This window comes from Candidatus Liberibacter brunswickensis (genome assembly GCF_036858155.1).
GTDB lineage: Bacteria > Pseudomonadota > Alphaproteobacteria > Rhizobiales > Rhizobiaceae > Liberibacter > Liberibacter brunswickensis.
This window is the reverse complement of sequence record NZ_JAAEJX010000007.1, coordinates 19,740-39,501: the sequence shown is the minus strand read 5'-3', so window position 1 is coordinate 39,501 and position 19,762 is coordinate 19,740. Positions and strand designations below refer to the sequence as shown.

Here is a 19,762-nt window from a genome sequence, read left to right as displayed (position 1 = left end):
AACCAATTATTAATGGAAAAACCGAACTGATTTTTTTAAAGTTTCAATAAGTTTATCAGCTTCTTCATAAGTATTATACATTGCTAGCGAAACACGACAAAGTGACTCCAATTCCAAAAATCTAAATAAAGGATTAGCACAATGAGTTCCCGCACGAACAGCAATACCATTACTATCTAAAAAAAGTGCAAGATCATATGGATGGATATTACCTAAACGAAACGAGATAATAGGAGAATCTTCTAATGATTCATTTACCATTTTTATACTACCTACTTCTTTTAAAAGAGATCTCACATACCGTGCAAGTTCTCTTTCATATGAAAAAATAGATTGTCGACCTATTTTATTTATATAATCCAATGCAATACCAAATGCAATTACCTGAGAAATAGGAGGAGTTCCTGGTTCAAATCTATATGGCAAATCAGCATAAGTTACCATATCTTGTGTAACATCAGAAATCATTTCACTGCCACCCATAAAAGAATCCATTTCATTTAAACGAGATTCTTTTCCATATAAACCTCCTATACCAGAAGGACCATAAAGTTTATGCCCTGTTATGACATACCAATCACAATTGATATCTTGAACATCAACAAAATTATGTACAGATCCCTGACTACCATCAACCAATACAGGTATATTACGCTCATTTGCAATGCGACAAATATCTTTTATCGGAACAACTGTTCCTAATACATTTGACATATGAGTAATGGCAATCAGTTTAGTTCGTTCTGTTAAACACTTTTTAAATTCATCAATCTGTAAAAATCCTTGATTATCAATAGGAATCCATACAAGAGATATACCATAACGTTGACGTAAAAAGTGCCAAGGAACGATATTAGAATGATGTTCCATTACAGATAAAACAATCTCATCTCCTGCAGAAAGATGTCTAGCACCCCATCCATAAGCGACAATATTTATTGATTCAGTTGCAGAACGTGTAAAAATAATCTCTTTTGTAGAAGAAGCATTAATAAAACAACGAACTTTATCTCGAGCTTGTTCATATTTATCTGTCACTGCATTTGCCATATAATGCAATCCACGGTGCACATTTGCATACTCATAACTATAAGTATAATTAATAGAGTCTATAACATCTTGAGGTTTTTGAGAAGAAGAAGCGTTATCAAAATATATAAGAGGCTTTTTTCTAATATAACGATCTAATATAGGAAAATCTTTTCTGATAGAATTGATATCAAAAGTCATAATACAACCATATTACTAAAATTATTTTTCATCCAAGAAGATAAAAACTCTTTTACAGAACAATGTAATATTTCATTATCAATATCTTCTATAATTTCAGAAATAAAAGCATATGAAAGCATCATATATGCTTGATCTTTAGAAATACCGCGTGCCATCAAATAATATAAATGTTGATGGTTAATATCAGAAATCGTCGCTCCATGACCACATTGTACATCATCTGCAAAAATTTCTAATTCTGGTTTCACATAAAAACTTGCGTCATTAGAAAACAAAAGAGTATTTGAAGCCATACGAGCATTGCTACCCTGAGCTTCAGGAGATACATGTATTGCACCTTGAAATACACCAGTAGATTTTTCTAAAACAATATTACGAACTACAGAAGTAGAATGAGTATTTGGAAACTTATGACGTAAAAACATTGATAAATCACTATGTGACTTACCATTGAGCAGATTTACACCTCTCAACATAAATTTAGATTCTTCACCCTCAATATCTATTGATAATTCTCTCCTAGAAAGACCTTTTCCAGTATTTAGTACAAATACCTTTAACGAAGATCCTTGTTCTAAAACAGCACGCAATTGCCCTAAATGAGTATCATTTATTCCTTGATCTAACACAATAATCCAAGTAATATCTGCACCTTTACCAACTTTTATATTTGCAATAGAAGATACTAATGATGATGCTTGTGTAGGAGATGTATAACGTTCAATAATAGTAGCACGAGAGTTTATCCCAAAATTAATAGGATAACGATAATGCGTTTGTCCTCCATACTGTAATACTTGCAATTCAATAGGAACATCTAATTGACATTCATCAGGAATCATAAACTTATAACCATCATTACATAAAATAGCATTTATATATCCAATGGCATCATGTTTATCTAAAGGATCTAAAAAATAAGAATTATCATTTTTATTATTAATATGACAAAAAGGAATAAAATCGATTTTCTTTTCTCTTAAAATATCTGAAAAATTTTTCTTAGGAAGAGAAAGTTGAATGCTATTTGACACTAAAGGAGCACATCCTTTCACTATAGAATCTTTATTCTCATTGACAGGGAATATTTTCATAAGATTTTTTAAATCTGTATAATGCCAATTTTCAATTTTTCGTGTAGGAAGAAGACCTTGATCACGAAAATCAGATAACAAATGCTTTTTAAAATCAGCAACCGACTGTTCTTGAGAAGATTTCTTACAAGCTTCATCACATGCTTGAAGCAACATAGTCTCTGCTACTGTTAAATCACTCATATTTATACCTTTTGACATTTATCCAACGTGTTCTTTTATTAATTCAGCATAACCATTCATTTCCAAATCTATAGCAACACTATGATCCCCCGTTTTCACAATTCTACCATTGTATAAAACATGAACAGTATCTGGCTTAATATAATTTAAAAGACGCTGATAATGTGTAATAATCAAAAAAGAACGATCCTGTGCACGTAGATCATTAACTCCCTGAGCAGCAACTTTCAAAGCATCGATATCAAGACCTGAATCAGTTTCATCAAGAATACATAAACTAGGTTCTAGAATACGCATTTGCAAAATATCTGCTATTTTTTTCTCACCACCAGAAAAACCTAAATTCAATGGACGTTTTAACATCTCCATATTCATTCCCAATTCTGATGTGATTTTTTTTACTTTTCTAGTAAAATCAGGAATTGACAGCTCCTTTTCATTACGTGCTTTACGTTGTTCATTCAAAGCGACTTTTAAAAATTGCATCATGACAACGCCAGGTATTTCTACAGGATATTGGAAAGCAAGAAAAATACCCTTTGATGCTCTTTCTGAAATACTCCAATCTAATATACTCTCACCTTTATAAATAATATCCCCAGATGTTATCTCATAAGCCTTATGACCTGATAAGATATATGATAGAGTTGATTTTCCAGATCCATTAGGACCCATGATAGCTACTATCTCACCATAATCTATTTTTAAATTTAATCCTCGAATAATTTCTGTATCTGTATCAATAATTTTTGCATGAAGGTTTTTTATTTCAAGCATATCTTTTTCCATTTTACTAAATTATTATAGTAGACAAAATACCTAAAAATAGTCTGTCCTATCCGACCGATCCCTCCAAAGAAATATCAATCAATTTCTGTGCTTCTACAGCAAATTCCATAGGTAACTTTTGCAACACCTCTTTTATAAATCCATTTACAATTAATGATATTGCTACTTCTTCAGGAATACCACGTTGAAGACAATAAAATAAGTGATCATCAGATATTTTAGAAGTTGTTGCTTCATGCTCTAAATTACAAGAAGAATTCTTTGACTCAATATAGGGAACTGTATGAGCTCCACAATTATTTCCTATTAACAAACTATCACACTGTGTAAAATTACGAGAATTATCAGCAGAACGATGCACAGAAACTTTTCCACGATAAGTGTTATTAGAAAATCCAGCTGAAATTCCTTTAGAAACGATTCGGCTTTTTGTATTCTTAGCAAGATGCAACATCTTAGTTCCACTATCTATTTGTTGAAAGCCGTTAGAAATTGCAATAGAATAAAATTCTCCGCAAGACTGTTCGCCGCGCAAAAGACAAGAAGGATATTTCCAAGTAACAGCAGAACCAGTCTCTAATTGAGTCCAGGATATCTTAGACCTTAAACCACGACAATCTCCACGTTTAGTAACAAAATTATAAACACCACCCTTACCCTTTGAGTCTCCTGGATACCAATTTTGCACAGTAGAATATTTAATCTCAGCATCATCAAGCGCAATTAATTCAACAACAGCAGCATGCAATTGATTCTCATCACGTTGTGGCGCTGTACATCCTTCTAAATAAGAAACATAAGAACCTTCCTCTACAATAATCAAAGTTCTTTCAAACTGACCTGTTCCTCTTTCGTTAATCCGAAAATAAGTAGATAATTCCATAGGACATCTAACTCCTTTTGGAATATAGACGAAAGAACCATCAGTAAAAACAGCTGAATTTAAAGCAGAATAAAAATTATCCCCTGCTGGGACAACGGTACCCAAGTACTTTTTAACGAGATCTGGATGCTCGCAAATTGCCTCTGAAATTGGCATAAAAATAACAGATGATTTCTTTAATTCTTCTTTAAATGTCGTCACAACTGAAACAGAATCAAAAATAGCATCAACAGCTACTTTAGAAGTTTGTACTCCAGCTAAAATCTCTTGTTCATGTAAAGGTATTCCTAATTTTTCATATGTCCTGAGTAATTCTGGATCAACTTCATCTAGAGATTGAGGGCCTACAACACTTTTAGGAGAGGAGTAGTAATATAAATCATTAAAATCAATAGCAGGATAACTGACACGAGCCCAAGAAGGATCTTTCATTTTCAACCAACGGCGATATGCAGACAATCTCCATTCCAACATCCACTCTGGTTCATTCTTCTTTTTGGATATAAATCTAATAACATCTTCATTCAAACCTTTAGGTGCTTTGTCAACTTGAATATTTGTTTCAAAACCATATTTATATTGATCAACATCTATTTTTCGTACTTTATCTACTGTTTCTCGTATCGCTACCACTACAACACCTATACTATACTAGTTTGATTTTATTTAAAAAAAGAACTTAATCCGAGTGCATAAACATATATAATACCAGACTTATACACTCCGTTATTTATTTCATCAATAAATTAAAAAAGCAATAGCTTATTTTATTTAAAATCTACCATCTGCTAATCAAAAACCACTTTGGATAAGATCTAAGAATATCAAAAGTAGTTCATTAAATCAAAAAACATTGTTTAATATAATATAAATTAAAAATTATTGTAATTTTTCTTGCTAAGAATTAGCATAAAACAAGAATAAACTCATAAATTACATGAAAGAAAATTAAGGAAAAGCTATACTAAAAAAGTGATTGTTTGAATATTTAGATTTAAAATCAATTACTTATCAATAAATCAGCTTCCTCTCCACGTCTTTTGACCAAACCTCGCAAAACCTTTCCACCTGCCTTAACCCATGCATTCAATGGACGCTTGTTCCCAATCCTCAGCATCAATACGCTTTTTAAACGTACTTTTTTTGTAATTATCGATACCGAGATTAAAAACAAAATCAGCTACTGCAGTAAGACGGTTATTTCCAACTGTAGCCAAATTTGGGCTTGCTTCTAAAATTAAATCGAAATGATAACGCAAATCATCTTTCAGTATTTCTTCCGCTTCTTCTTGGGTAATGGTCATATTTTCTGTCACTTTAATGCCGTTTTCTAAACCAGTATGTCCGTAACCAATTGTTAAAAAACCCGAAGAATCCTTATAAGCAGTAAGTATGCAACCTTCATATTTTTTAATCATATCAATTAAAATATCAGGAATCGGCACAGCATTATTTCCATCATCAACATCATCATTCATGCCTGTAATCTTCTTTAAAAACGATACTATACATTCATTAAACAAATATCATCTTCCCAAGAACTTTACATAATGAATCTGCCACTAAATAGAACACTATTACAAAAAAACAATGGAATTATAATTCTAACATATATATATAATAGAATAAGTAAAAGCTTAGTCATTATACATAAAATTAAATAAAAAAATCATGTCTTCTTCTATTTTATTTTGCAATATTTATTTTAATACGATTTTCAACTAGATATTTTGGATTATACATTGTAACCAACTCTTCGGTTGACGTGGGATGCAACGCCATACAACGGTCAAAATCTTCTTTTATACATCCAGCTTTTAAACAAATACCCAATACTTGTATTATCTCACTTGATTCATCTCCAAGAATATGAACTCCTAAAACTTTACGGTCATCTGCATTAACTATAATTTTCATTATTGTATGCTCAAAACGTTTTGAAATAAAACATTTCATAGGAAAAAACTTTGTCTTATAAATTTCTAATCTGTGAAATTTATTAATAGCTTCTTCTTCAGTAAATCCAACAGAAGCAACCTCAGGATTAGAAAATACAGCAGTAGGGATAAAATCATAGTCTGGAACTGTAGGATTATTTTTAAATACTGTCTCAACAAAACAAGCTGCAGTATGAATAGCAACAGGTGTTAATTGTATTTCACTACTAATATCACCAAGAGCAAAAATAGAATTAACATTTGTACGAAAATAACGATCTGTTATAACGATACCAGTTGCATCTTTTTCTATACCTACTTTTTCAAGACCTATATCCATAGTCCTAGGTATACGACCTACTGCAAGCATTACTTGGTCTGTTTTTTTAATCACACCAGATCTTAAAATAGTTTTTAATTGTCCTGATTCTCTGGAAACATTAAAAACTGTATCGTTATGAATAATTCTAATTCCCTTAGAAATCATTATATTTGTTAATCCTTCACGGATATCCAAATCAAAACTAGAAAGAATGCTATTACCACGTGTCACTATAGTAACTTTTGATCCTAGAGAATTAAAAATATTAGCAAATTCTATTGCAATATAACCACCACCTATAATTAAAACAGACTTAGGAAGACTTTTTAAAGAAAAAACCTCTTCTGATGTTATACATAAATCACATCCTTCAAAACTCATACGATTAGCACATCTACCAGTTGAAATAACAATATATTTAGCTGTAATAGTACGATCTAAATTTTCGAGATATACTTCATGAGGAGAATAAACAACCGCTTTACTATCAAATATTTCTACTCCTGAATTTTCTAAACGATCACGATAAAAAGATTCAAGACGGGATAATTCTTTATTTTGTGCAACAATAAGAGATTGCCAATCAAAACTTTTATAATCAACACTCCATCCAAAACCTTTAGAATCCTCAAAATGTTCAGAATATTGCGATGCATAAAACATCAATTTTTTAGGAACACATCCCCTAATAACGCAAGTGCCACCAACACGATATTCTTCACAAATAGCTACTTTTTTTCCAAGTTGAGCAACTAAACGAGCAGAACGAACTCCTGAAGATCCAGCTCCAATCACAATAAGATCATATTCATAAGGCATATCTTAATTTCCCAACTAATTTAGGCTAAGAGAAGGACTATAAATTTTATTTATTCAAAACTAAACATTCGCCATAAGACATACCAATAATTGCACAATCTACCATATCAAAGAATAAACCATGATCTATAACTCCTGGTATGCTACATAATTCCCCTGATAACATTTGAGGATCTGGAATAAATCCAAAAAAAGCATCAATAATATAATTTCCTCCGTCACTGACAAATAAATCACATCCATTCTTACGTAAAATAAATTTTTTATTTAAACCAAAACAAGTTGCGAATTCTTTGAGCGCAGAAATAGTCTTACTAACTCCAAACTGATCAACTTCTATTGGAAGCATCCCCCTTCCTAAAAAATCAACTCTTTTACTTTCATCACCAATTACAATAAAACGAGAAGAGGAATATGCTATAATCTTTTCACGAAGAAGAGCCCCACCATATCCTTTAATAAGACGCAAACGCGAATCTATCTCATCAAAGCCATCTATGCTTAAATCAATGAACGAAACATCTTCAAGAGATTTTAAAGGGATATAATGCTTTTTACAAAATTCTTCTGTATCTCTAGAAGAAGGGATAACCTGAATACGAAAACCACTCGCAATCTTTTCAGCAAGTAAAATCATAAATTCTTTGACGGTACTTCCTGTACCCATTCCCAAAATCATTCCATCATCAACATAATGAATCGCTTTACGCGCAGCATTTCTCTTCATTTGAAGAGCATCCATTTTACTTCTCTTTTCTTCGTATCTAAAATCAAGCAAAACAAAGTAACAGCGAAAAGATCAATCATTTCGCACATTAAATCACATATGAATTGGCTTATCAAAACAAGATAATGCCGCCTCTCTCACAACTTCAGACATTGTTGGATGAGCATGACAAATTCGAGCTAGATCTTCTGAAGATCCTCCGAATTCCATCAAAACAGCTGCTTCGTGTATCATTTCTCCAGCGCCAGTACCTACAATATGAACACCTTCTACTCGATCACTGTTTTTATCAGCTAATATTTTAACAAAACCATCGGTTGAATTCATAGAACGAGCTCTACCATTAGCACTAAAAGGGAACCTTCCTATTTTATAAGACTTATTTTCATATTTTAGTTGTTCTTCGGTTTTTCCTATCGAAGCAACTTCAGGATGAGTATAAACAACATTCGGGATTATTCCATAATTTACATGCCCTTTTTGGCCAGAAATTATTTCAGCTACAGCAATACCTTCATCCTCTCCTTTATGAGCTAGCATCGGCCCACGTACAACATCACCAATAGCATAAATATTTGGAATAGATGTTTTAAATCCCTCTCCTATTTCTATAAATCCTCTATGATCAACATTTATACCTATTGTTTCAAGTCCTAAACCTTTTGTATATGGCTTACGTCCCGCAGAGATCAAAACAGAATCAGCATCTATTTCTATAGACTTACCATCTAAGTCCTGACAAGATACTTTGGCTTTTTCTTTTACTTTTTTTACAGAAACAACCTTTGAATTTAGTTGAAAATCCATTCCCTGCTTGGACATAATTTTGAAAAATTGTAATGATACTTCTTTATCCATTCCATTTAAAATAGAACTAGAATGCTCAATAACTTTTACATGAGAACCAAGACGCATCCAAACAGAACCTAGTTCTAAACCAATTACTCCAGCACCTATAACTAATAAATTTTTTGGAACAGAAGAAAATGATAACGCACCCGTAGAAGATACTATTACCTTTTCATCAAAATTAATTGACATTCCCGGCAAACCAGAAGATTCTGATCCAGTTGCAATAACTATATTCTTTGCTTCAATTGTTTCTTCTGAAGAACCATTTTTAACTAATATTTTATTTGGAGATATGATCTTTGCTAATCCTTGATAGGGAAAAATCTTATTTTTCTTTAAAAGATAATCTATTCCTTGAATATTAGATTGAACAACAGATTTTTTATAAGACATCATCTTTTCTAAATCTAATTGAAAAGATGAAATATTTATCCCTAAACCCTCTACTCCTTTAGAAATATGATTGTAAACTTCCGATGTATAAAGCAAAGCCTTTGAAGGAATACACCCAACATTTAAACAAGTTCCACCATAATTCTTTTCTTTTTCGACTATAGCAACTTTATTTTTTAACTGAGATGCCTTTATCGCACAAGCATACCCAGCTGGACCACTTCCTATAACAACAACATCATAAACCATCATTTTTCCCGTTTTAGATGAATTACCCTCTCTGCCATAAAGAGATAAATTATGAAAAACCATAAAATTATACTCAAATTACGAAATTAAATATTTGTCTTCTTAATACATATAACCAATAATTAAAAACTTCTATTTTGATCATGATAAAAGCAAATACAAAACAAATACCATAAAAAAAACTATACCTTTAAATACAGCTTATAAATCCAATATAAAACGCTCAGGATTCTCAAGCAATTCCTTTAAACGAACTAAGAAAATCACAGCTTCTTTACCATCAACTATACGATGATCATATGATAAAGCAAGATACATCATAGGATGAATTACAACTTGCCCATCCTCTACTACTGGCCTATCTTGAATCTTATGCATACCAAGAATACCAGATTGAGGTGGATTTAATATTGGAGCAGATAAAAGAGAACCATAAACTCCACCATTAGATATAGTGAATGTACCGTCTTGCAAATCACTCATAGAAAGCTGTCCTGTACGAGCTTCTTGACCAAGACGAGTAATTTCTCTTTCAATTTCTACAATAGTCATTCTCTCTACATGACGCACAACCGGAACTACAAGACCTTTATCTGTTCCTACGGCTATTCCAATGTGACAGTAATTTTTATAAACGATATAATCTCCGTCAATTTCTGCATTTATACCTTTAATTTCTTGCAAAACATAACTAACCGCTTTTGTAAAAAAGCCCATAAAACCTAATTTAATACCATGCTTCTTCTCAAAGAGATTCTTATAACGAGATCGAATAGAAATAATATTTGACATATTTACTTCATTGTAAGTACTTAAAATAGCAGCAGTATTCTGAGCATCTTTCAGTCGTTTAGAAATAGTATGACGCAAACGAGACATTTTGATCCGCTCTTCAGAGGGCACTTCGGAAATAGTTGATTTTCCAGAAACATTAGGAAAACCACTAGAAATATTAGAAGGAAAACTTTTTCCTTCTGATAAAACTTTTGATTTATCGGAACTAGTAGATTTAGAATTAGCAATCGCTTGAAGGACGTCTTCTTTTAATACCTGACCTCTTTTGCCTCTGCCTTTAATATCAGAAGGAGATAAATTAGATTCTGCTATTAATTTAGAAGCAGATGGAGAATTTGGCATTTTAAAATCTTTAGATGAATCACTCACATCAACAGGAACAAATTCTTCTTTAGTAGATTTATTTTCTAAAATTTTTGATATACATCCCAGAAAAGACCCAGGAGCCACTGTATCACCTGTTAAGAAATATATTTCTTTCAATTGACCAGATATAGGAGAAGGAACTTCAATAGTCACTTTATCAGTTTCAAGATCTACCAAAGTTTCACCCATTTCGACGAAATCACCAACTTTTTTAATCCACGTACCAACAGTTGCTTCGTTGACAGATTCTCCCAAAGAGGGCAATACAATTTTCGTATCCATAATTTATAACTTTCTATTCTAAAAAGATAGATTTCAGTAATAGTACTGACTAATATTTATTAAATCTTTATTCAAAAACATCTTTAACAAAAGAATACAATTGTTCTAGGTGTCTAGACATATGACCTACAGCCGTAGATGCTGAAGGGGAGCGTCCAAAATAATTAATACGATCACAACTTGAGCCAACAGAATGCAATAATTTTTCTAAATAAGGCTTAATAAAAGTCCATGCTCCCATATTCTCAGGTTCTTCTTGACACCAAACTATATCTGCCTGAATAAAACGAGAAACTATCTTCATAACATGATTTTCTGGAAATGGATATAGCTGTTCAATACGCAATAAATAAACATCAGTAATATTATGCTTGTCACGATATTCTAACAGATCATAATACACTTTACCTGTACACATAATAATACGACGAATACGAGAATCTTCTGTAAGTTTTACAGAATCCCTTACAGGAAAATCAGCGTCATCTAATAGTACCGACTGAAAATAACTTCCACAAGACATATCAGAAATAGAAGAAACAACCTTTTTATATCTTAATAAAGATTTAGGAGTCATCATAATTAATGGTCTAGAATGACTATCACAAATTTGACGACGCAATATATGAAAATAATTAGCAGGAGATGTACAATTAGCAACATAAATATTACTTTCTGCACACATCTGTAAAAATCTTTCAAGTCTAGCAGAAGAATGCTCTGGCCCCTGCCCCTCATATCCATGAGGTAATAAGCAAACCAAATTAGAAGAGCATAACCATTTTTGCTCTCCAGAAACAATAAATTGATCTAATATAACCTGAGCACCATTAGCAAAATCTCCAAATTGCGCTTCCCAAATAGTTAATGCATTTAGATTATTCAAAGAATAACCATATTCAAAACCCAAGACAGCTTGCTCAGAAAGAGAAGAATTAATAATTTCACAATGCCCTTGATTTTTCGAAATATTATTTAAAGGAAAATAATGCTTTCCAGTTTCCTGATCATACAAAACCGCATGACGATGAGAAAAAGTACCACGTTCACAATCTTGACCTGATAAACGAACTTTATAACCTTCATAGCAAAGAGAACCAAAAGCCAAAGCTTCCGCCATAGCCCAATCAATTCCTTCTCCTGTATCTATCATCTTTTTACGATTTTTCATTAGGCGTTCAACAATCTTATGAGCCTTAAAAGAATTTGGAATAAAAGAAATTTTAGAACCTATTTCTTTTAGTACGTCTATCGAAACAGAACTTTTCTTATCTCGTTTATCATCGTCACGTGAAGATGGAAAAAACAAACTACTACGCAAAAGTTCTGATTTTTCAGGATGATATTTATCACTTTCTTCAAATTCTTTTTCCAAGTATGCACGCCAATTATTCATTGAAGTTTCTAAATCCTGTCTAGAAATAACTTTATTTTCAATGAGATAATTAGCATATAAATTTAGAACTGATTCATGTGAACGTATAGATTTATACATCAGAGGCTGTGTAAAGGATGGCTCATCTCCTTCATTATGTCCAAAACGACGATAACAAACAACATCCACTACTACAGACTTATGAAACTTCATACGAAACGAAACAGCCATCCTAATAACACGAATAACAGATTCTGGATCATCTCCATTAACATGAAAAATAGGAACACTAATAGACTTAGCTATATCTGAAGAATACGTGGAAGAACGAGCAGAAGAAGCATTTGTAGTAAATCCAATTTGATTATTAACAATCAAATGAATATTTCCTGCAACAGTATATCCAGATAAACCAGATAAACAAATAGTTTCAGACACAACCCCTTGCCCAATGAAAGCAGCATCTCCATGAATAATAATCGGAATAACTTGAGATCGTTTTTCTACAGAAACGATATCTTCCCCTAAAACATCATTCTTTAAATCCTGTCTAGCACGGACACTCCCCACTACTATAGGACCAACAAATTCAAGATGTGAAGGATTATTACAAAGTAATAAATTAATATTATTTCCAGAAATTTTACGGCTACAATAAAATCCCAAGTGATATTTTACATCACCCGAATGCTCATTTTCTAAAGAACATTTTCCTTTAAATTCATAAAAAATAGAACGCGGAATCTTATTCATTATCTGAGATAAAACATTTAAACGACCTCGATGAGGCATTCCCAAAATTATCTCATCCACACCCTGTTTAGATCCCTGCTTAATAATTTCATCTATAGCTGGAATAATAACCTCAGAACCATCTATACCAAAACGCTTTGCCCCTTTATGCTTGATATCAATAAACTTTTCGAATCCATCTGCCCTAATCAATTTATCTAAAATATCTTTTTGTTCGCCCTTAGAAAAGCCATAAGATAAATCATTGTTTTCAATATTATCTCGTATCCAATCCCTTTCAACAGAACTTATGATATGCATAAATTCTATACCTATATTCGAACAGTATAGACCAGAAAGAACATCTAAAATCTCAGGAATAGTGGCATTATCAAGATCCAATAAACCTTTCATATAAATTTTACGATTATAATCAGATTCAGAAAACCCATAATAAGATGGAGATAATTCTGGTATGTCTCTGTGATGAGTATTACATCCCAATGGATCAATGTTTGCATTAAAATGACCATATGAACGATATGCATCTATCATTTTAGTTACTTGAAAAAAATCTTTTACAGATTGAATTTCATCTAAATAAGAAGAATTACTAACGTTATTTTTATTCATCGAAAAAATATCATTTGTACTATCACTTGCTTCTTTTTTACAAAAAGAAGCAAGCAAATCTTCTAAGCTATTACTATCATTAAAACTATCGTCAAAAAATGCAAAAAGAGGATGCCAATCCTTGCAAACACTGGAAGGATCTTTTTGATAACTACTATATAAATTCTCAATATAACAGCAATTATTACCATCTAGAAAAGAAGAAATATAAAACCTCTTATTTAAATTTTGCGACATCACTCGTCCCATCATCATTCATTGCTAATAATTACATAATATAAAAAAAATATATCATTTAAAAAACATCATAAACTATCCAATAACTCTACAAGAGTTCTTCCAATACGTGCAGGAGAATGAGCAATACGAATACCAGCTTCTTGCATTGCAGATATTTTATCTTCAGCATTTCCTTTTCCACCAGAAATAACTGCACCAGCATGACCCATAGTTCGACCAGGAGGAGCAGTCTTACCGGAGACGAATCCAACAACTGGTTTCTTTCTTCCACGTTTAGCTTCATCTTTCAAAAACTGAGCAGCCTCTTCCTCTGCAGATCCTCCAATTTCACCAACCATAATAATTGATTTAGTATGTTCATCTGCCAAAAATAACTCGAGAATATCAATAAACTCTGTACCTTTAACAGGATCGCCACCAATACCAACAGCCGTACTTTGCCCTAATCCTTCATTCGATGTTTGGAATACAGCCTCATAAGTAAGAGTACCAGAACGAGACAAAATACCAACCGATCCCTTACGAAAAATAGATCCCGGCATAATCCCTATTTTACAGGAATCAGGAGTTAAAATTCCAGGGCAATTAGGACCAATAAGTCGAGAAGAAGACTTTTCAAGATGAGCCTTTACCCTAACCATATCCAAGACTGGTATCCCTTCAGTGATACAAACAATCAATGGAATTCTTGCTTCAATAGATTCTATAATAGCATCACAAGCTCCGCTAGGAGGAACGTATATAACAGAAGCATTAGCACCAGTAATATCTTTTGCTTCTGAAACATTCGTAAAAACAGGAACATTAACATTAGCTCCAGTCCAATAAGTCCCACCTTTATTAGGATGTATTCCTCCAACAACCTGTGTTTTACAATACGCAATAGCTTGTTCTGTATGAAAAGTTCCAGCTTTACCTGTTAATCCCTGAACAAGAACCTTGGTATTCTTATCAACTAGGATAGACACAATATTAAACTCCTTTCACTGCATGCACTATTTTCTGAGCAGCATCATCTAAATCAATTGCCGTAATAAAGTTCAAACCACTTTCTAACATCAATTGATTTCCAATATCTACATTAGCCCCTTCAAGACGCATAACAAGGGGAATATTAATATTTACTTCCTTAACCGCAGATAAAATACCCTTGACAAGAACATCACATCTCATAATACCCCCAAATATATTTATTAGTATCCCTTTAACAGAAGAATCTGACGTAATAATCTTAAAAGCAGCTGCAACTTTATCTTGATCAGCCCCCCCTCCAACGTCAAGGAAATTAGCAGGTGAACCTCCGTATAGTTTAATGATATCCATAGTTGCCATAGCCAAACCAGCACCATTCACCATACAACCTATATTACCATCAAGAGATATATAAGAAAGATCATGCTTTTTAGCTTCTATTTCTCTAACATCTTCTTCTGATGCATCATATAACTCTTGAATATCCAAATGCCTATACAACGCATTATCGTCAAAAGATATTTTAGAATCTAATACCCTTAAACGACCATTGTCCATAATAATCAATGGATTAATTTCCAGCAAACTCATATCTTTTTCACAAAAAGCTTTATAAAGATTAGGAAAAAGAACCTCCCCATCAATGCGAGCCTTTCCTTTTAATTCAAGAACATCACACAAATTATCAATGTTTTCAGAAGTAACCCCTTTTAAAGGATCAACAAGTAATTTGAAAATATTCTGAGGATAATTTTTAGCAACTTCCTCAATATCCATCCCTCCATGAGTAGAAGCAATAAAAGCAACTTTACCAGATACTCTATCCACCAAAAGGGAAAGATATAATTCTTTTTCAATATCAGCACCATCTTCAATGTATAGAATATTAACCTTACTTCCTGCGGGTCCAGTTTGTTTTGTTACAAGAGTAGCGCCAAGCATCTCACGAACATCCGACATAACAGCTTCAATAGATTTCTCTACACGAACTCCACCTTTTGAATCAGCAGATAATTCTTTAAAACGACCCTTACCACGTCCTCCAGCATGAATCTGACTTTTAACAACATATAATTTATAAGGGAGAGATTTAATTGACTCTTCTGCCTCATGGACAGAAGAAATCACCACACCATTAGCAACTGGAACACTATACTTTTTTAACAACGCTTTAGCTTGATATTCATGAATATCCATAATAAATAACTATCCTTTTATACCAAAGATGGAAACAATTTAGTACAAGAATTGCATAAATTAACAGTAGCTCTTACTGACTTTTGAAAATCATCTTTTTCATCAGAATTAAAGTTTAATTCAACAATCTTTTCCACCCCTTTACGCCCAATAACAACTGGAACCCCAACATAAAATCCATCAACACCGTATTGACCTGAAAGGTATGCAGCACAAGGCAACAGATCTTTTTTATTTTCCAAGTAAGATTCTGCCATAGCTATAGCAGAAGAAGCAGGAGCATAATAGGCAGAACCAGATCCAAGCAATCCAACAATCTCTGCACCACCTTCTCTAGTTCTCTTAACAATTTGATCAATTTTTTCTTGTGTAGTCCACCCAATCTTTACAAGCTCAAGAATAGGAATACCTGATACAGTAGCGTATCTCAACATAGGGACCATAGAATCCCCATGACTACCTAATACAAGAGCAGTTACAGATTCAACAGAAACACCAAATTCTTGTGCTAAAAAATAGCGAAACCGAGCAGAATCCAAAATGCCCGCCATTCCAACGACCATATGCGATGGTAAACCAGAAAATTTCTGAAGAGCCCATACCATAGCATCAAGAGGATTTGTAATACAAATCACGAACGAATTAGGAGCATATTTACGAATTCCCTCACTTACTTTTTCGATTGACCTTAAGTTATCAGAAAGCAAATCATCCCTACTCATTGATGGCTTACGTGGAATACCTGCTGTTACAATACAAACATCAGCCCCCTCAATATCAGAGTAATCGCTGGTTCCACACAAACTCCCATTAAATCCTTCAACTGGAGAAGATTCTGAAATATCAAGCGCTTTACCACGTGGCATACCATCCACTATATCAAGCAAAACAACATCTCCAAGCTTTTTAAGGGCAGCAAGATGCGCAAGTGTTCCTCCAATCATACCAGACCCTATAAGAGCAATCTTATTCGATTTCATTACGCACCCTTTCTTAAAGTAAAATATTATTGTCTTTAAACAAAAATTGCTTAGTATTTTAAAAAATAATCTACACCTTTAATCGATAATAAAATGTTACAAACATCCATTATAATACTATGCCTACTAACATACTGTACACTAAACATTTCTAATAAACGCGATACAGTTCTTTGAAATTCAAAAGTTGTGACCCCTTGGTCATAAAAAAAATTATTTATATCTACTTCAGATGATATGATTAAACCAGTCTTATGTTCATATAGAACATCTATTAACATAATAAATCTTTTTATCCAATCCTTATGATCTTTTTTTAATAACGGGATATCATATATAATAATAATATCAAATCGAGTAGCAATCTCTAAAAAATCATTAGCAGTTAAAAGTCTATCACAAAGGTCAAAAAAAGAAAATCGAGCTGATCTTTCACAAAAAGCAGGAATATGAACATCATATCCTCCTTCCGCAGTAATATCACAAGAAAGAGTTTTTTTCCCTTTTGTTATATGAACCCATAATCTGTCTATTAGTACTCTATTACAAGAACTAAGTGGTGTTATATAAACAGGAAGAACTTTTTTATCTTGCCTACGATAATCTTTCCCTGAATCCAAACAAATAACTTCAAGTTTATCTCGTAAAATAGTTATGAAAGGAATAAAAAGATCACGATTTATTCCATCTTTATAAAGATTTTCTGGAATAAAATTAGACGTCATCACTATAATACAACCTCTCGAAAACAATGCAGCGAACAATCTAGATAAAATAACTGCATCAGCAATATTAGTTACCATTAGTTCATCAAAACACAATACTGTAAATTCTAAAAAAATAGAATCTGCAACTAATTGGATAAGGTCTGATTTTGATATTTCCCTTGATTCAATTTTTTGACGATACATTAAAATACGACTATGAACATTTTTCATAAATTCATAAAAATGAATTTTGCATTTTTTTTCTATAGGAACTAAATCAAAAAAAATATTCATAAGCATACTTTTACCCTGACCAACACCTCCATAAAGATAAATTCCTTGAGTAGAATAATGTTTTTTCTTTATGCCCATCCAAGACCAAGAAAAAAAACTATTTTCCAATTTTTGTTGCTCATGTAAATTAGAAAGAAGGAGATCAAAAGATCTAGCTACTCTGTGCTGATCAGGATTATATTTTATATTTTTATCCTTAATTAAGGAAAAAAGTTTTCTACCAACTAAATCAGAAAACGGCAATGTACACCCATAAAACAAATATTTTTAAAAAATAAAAAATAACTGCTAATTACCACGCGAAATAATAACTTTTTCACTTTCATAACTAATGGATTTATCAGAAGATTTACCCTTAAAAAAAGATCCCTCAAAAGAATAATCACCATTTTTATTCAATACTATAATACTTCTACCATATCTATTTTTAAGCTCTAAACTATTCTCGTCTATTATATTCCATGCAGACAAATAGGCAAACTTACTACTACAACCTATAGGAGTTGCACGAAAATCTTTTTTGAATCTAGTAAGAGTCAAAATCATATTGCAGTCAAAATTTTTATAAGATATTTTCCAAGCACCTATTATTCCCTTACGAATAAACGCATTATCCTTAGAAGGAACGGGAATATAATCATCATCAAATTCCTTTTCAGGAATAGGAGCAGGAAGATTTTCTGATTCAATAGAAGTAGGAGAATCATCAAAATTGGATTTTCTTTCAAAAAAATCCGTAAAATTTACACTTTTACAACCAGAAGATAATAGTATTATGAAAAAAGCTATAAAAACAAAAAAGCTAGACTGCATCTATTGTTCCTTATTCACATACGTATTCATCGATACTATCACTTATATCTCATAAAATATTAATATATATAAATAAAAAAAACATAAATATTTAAAAAAACTATATTTTACGTTCTAACATCATCATTTTAATTTTAGAAATTGCCTTTGCAGGATTAAGACCTTTAGGACAACTTTGAGTACAATTCATGATTGTATGACAGCGATATAACCTGAAGGGATCTTCAAGATTATCAAGACGTTCGCCTTGAAATTCATCTCTAGAATCAATCAGCCAACGATATGCTTGTAACAACACAGCAGGACCAAGATATCTATCTGAATTCCACCAATAACTTGGACAAGATGTTGAACAACAAGCACACATAACACATTCATACAGGCCGTCTATTTTCTGACGATCTTCTTGACTTTGCAACGCTTCTTTAGCAGGTTTTGGAGAAACAGTCTTAAGCCATGGTTCAATTGAACGATGTTGAGAATAAAAATGTGTCATATCTACAACTAGATCTTTAATTACAGACATGTGAGGAAGAGGATATATATTTATAGCACCTTTAATATCCTTCATATCTTTTATACAAGCTAAAGTATTAGTGCCATCTACATTCATACTACAAGAACCACAAATACCTTCGCGACAAGAACGACGCAAAGTCAAAGTAGGATCAACCTTATTTTTAATATACAAAAGTCCATCAAGGACCATAGGGCCACAATCATCCAAATCAACATAATAAGTATCAATACGAGGATTATCTTGATCATCAGGATTCCATCTATAAATACGATACTCACGTAAATTCTTAGATCCTGCAAAAGCGTCCCAAATTTTTCCTCGCATTACACGAGATCTCTTTGGCAACCTTATTTCAACCATATTCAAACACCTATA

16 protein-coding genes are annotated in these 19,762 nt (G+C 32.4%); all 16 read right to left on the bottom strand.

Annotated elements, in window-relative coordinates; genetic code table 11:
* Positions 1 to 9 precede the first annotated feature (9 nt).
* The 16 genes from GY664_RS02730 to GY664_RS02655 all read right to left on the bottom strand — a co-directional run bounded on the left by GY664_RS02730 (position 10) and on the right by GY664_RS02655 (position 19,747).
* Complete coding sequence (locus tag GY664_RS02730; protein ID WP_333947932.1) at positions 10 to 1,230, bottom strand: cysteine desulfurase; 1,221 nt, start codon at positions 1,228 to 1,230, stop codon at positions 10 to 12.
* On the bottom strand, positions 1,227 to 2,510 hold the full coding sequence (gene sufD, locus GY664_RS02725; RefSeq protein ID WP_333947931.1) for a Fe-S cluster assembly protein SufD: 1,284 nt from the start codon (positions 2,508 to 2,510) through the stop codon (positions 1,227 to 1,229). Before sufD ends, GY664_RS02730 begins: the two co-directional genes overlap by 4 nt.
* Before the next feature lie 18 nt (positions 2,511 to 2,528).
* Complete coding sequence (gene sufC / locus GY664_RS02720) at positions 2,529 to 3,287, bottom strand: Fe-S cluster assembly ATPase SufC (protein WP_333947930.1); 759 nt, start codon at positions 3,285 to 3,287, stop codon at positions 2,529 to 2,531.
* A 58-nt stretch (positions 3,288 to 3,345) separates the two neighbouring features.
* Positions 3,346 to 4,815: a Fe-S cluster assembly protein SufB gene (gene sufB / locus GY664_RS02715; RefSeq protein WP_333947929.1), complete on the bottom strand. Its 1,470-nt coding sequence runs from the start codon at positions 4,813 to 4,815 to the stop codon at positions 3,346 to 3,348.
* A 440-nt stretch (positions 4,816 to 5,255) separates the two neighbouring features.
* Entirely contained in the window at positions 5,256 to 5,660 is a 405-nt protein-coding gene (locus GY664_RS02710; protein ID WP_333947928.1) for a lysozyme, read from the bottom strand.
* 208 nt (positions 5,661 to 5,868) lie between these two features.
* Positions 5,869 to 7,260: a glutathione-disulfide reductase gene (gene gorA, locus GY664_RS02705; protein ID WP_333947927.1), complete on the bottom strand. Its 1,392-nt coding sequence runs from the start codon at positions 7,258 to 7,260 to the stop codon at positions 5,869 to 5,871.
* Between the two features lie 46 nt (positions 7,261 to 7,306).
* Positions 7,307 to 8,002, bottom strand: coding sequence for a ribose-5-phosphate isomerase RpiA (gene rpiA / locus GY664_RS02700; protein WP_333947926.1), 696 nt, complete (start codon positions 8,000 to 8,002; stop codon positions 7,307 to 7,309).
* A gap of 78 nt (positions 8,003 to 8,080) precedes the next feature.
* On the bottom strand, positions 8,081 to 9,481 hold the full coding sequence (lpdA, locus tag GY664_RS02695) for a dihydrolipoyl dehydrogenase (protein ID WP_333947971.1): 1,401 nt from the start codon (positions 9,479 to 9,481) through the stop codon (positions 8,081 to 8,083).
* A gap of 201 nt (positions 9,482 to 9,682) precedes the next feature.
* Positions 9,683 to 10,924, bottom strand: coding sequence for a 2-oxoglutarate dehydrogenase complex dihydrolipoyllysine-residue succinyltransferase (gene odhB / locus GY664_RS02690; RefSeq protein ID WP_333947925.1), 1,242 nt, complete (start codon positions 10,922 to 10,924; stop codon positions 9,683 to 9,685).
* Between the two features lie 67 nt (positions 10,925 to 10,991).
* Positions 10,992 to 13,904 carry a 2-oxoglutarate dehydrogenase E1 component gene (locus GY664_RS02685; RefSeq protein ID WP_408612126.1) on the bottom strand — a complete coding sequence of 971 codons (2,913 nt, stop codon included), beginning with the start codon at positions 13,902 to 13,904 and terminating at the stop codon, positions 10,992 to 10,994.
* 65 nt (positions 13,905 to 13,969) lie between these two features.
* Positions 13,970 to 14,872: a succinate--CoA ligase subunit alpha gene (sucD, locus tag GY664_RS02680; protein ID WP_333947923.1), complete on the bottom strand. Its 903-nt coding sequence runs from the start codon at positions 14,870 to 14,872 to the stop codon at positions 13,970 to 13,972.
* A 4-nt stretch (positions 14,873 to 14,876) separates the two neighbouring features.
* Positions 14,877 to 16,073, bottom strand: coding sequence for an ADP-forming succinate--CoA ligase subunit beta (gene sucC, locus GY664_RS02675; protein ID WP_333947922.1), 1,197 nt, complete (start codon positions 16,071 to 16,073; stop codon positions 14,877 to 14,879).
* Positions 16,074 to 16,090: 17 nt separating this feature from the next.
* The gene (gene mdh / locus GY664_RS02670) at positions 16,091 to 17,053 is read right to left on the bottom strand and encodes a malate dehydrogenase (RefSeq protein WP_333947921.1); all 963 of its coding nucleotides are present in this window, start codon (positions 17,051 to 17,053) and stop codon (positions 16,091 to 16,093) included.
* 50 nt (positions 17,054 to 17,103) lie between these two features.
* Entirely contained in the window at positions 17,104 to 18,297 is a 1,194-nt protein-coding gene (zapE, locus tag GY664_RS02665; protein WP_333947920.1) for a cell division protein ZapE, read from the bottom strand.
* Positions 18,298 to 18,342: 45 nt separating this feature from the next.
* Positions 18,343 to 18,867 carry an AprI/Inh family metalloprotease inhibitor gene (locus GY664_RS02660; RefSeq protein WP_333947919.1) on the bottom strand — a complete coding sequence of 175 codons (525 nt, stop codon included), beginning with the start codon at positions 18,865 to 18,867 and terminating at the stop codon, positions 18,343 to 18,345.
* A 100-nt stretch (positions 18,868 to 18,967) separates the two neighbouring features.
* Positions 18,968 to 19,747 (bottom strand): succinate dehydrogenase iron-sulfur subunit, encoded by a 780-nt coding sequence (locus GY664_RS02655; RefSeq protein WP_333947918.1) that lies wholly within the window; start codon positions 19,745 to 19,747, stop codon positions 18,968 to 18,970.
* Positions 19,748 to 19,762 lie beyond the last annotated feature (15 nt).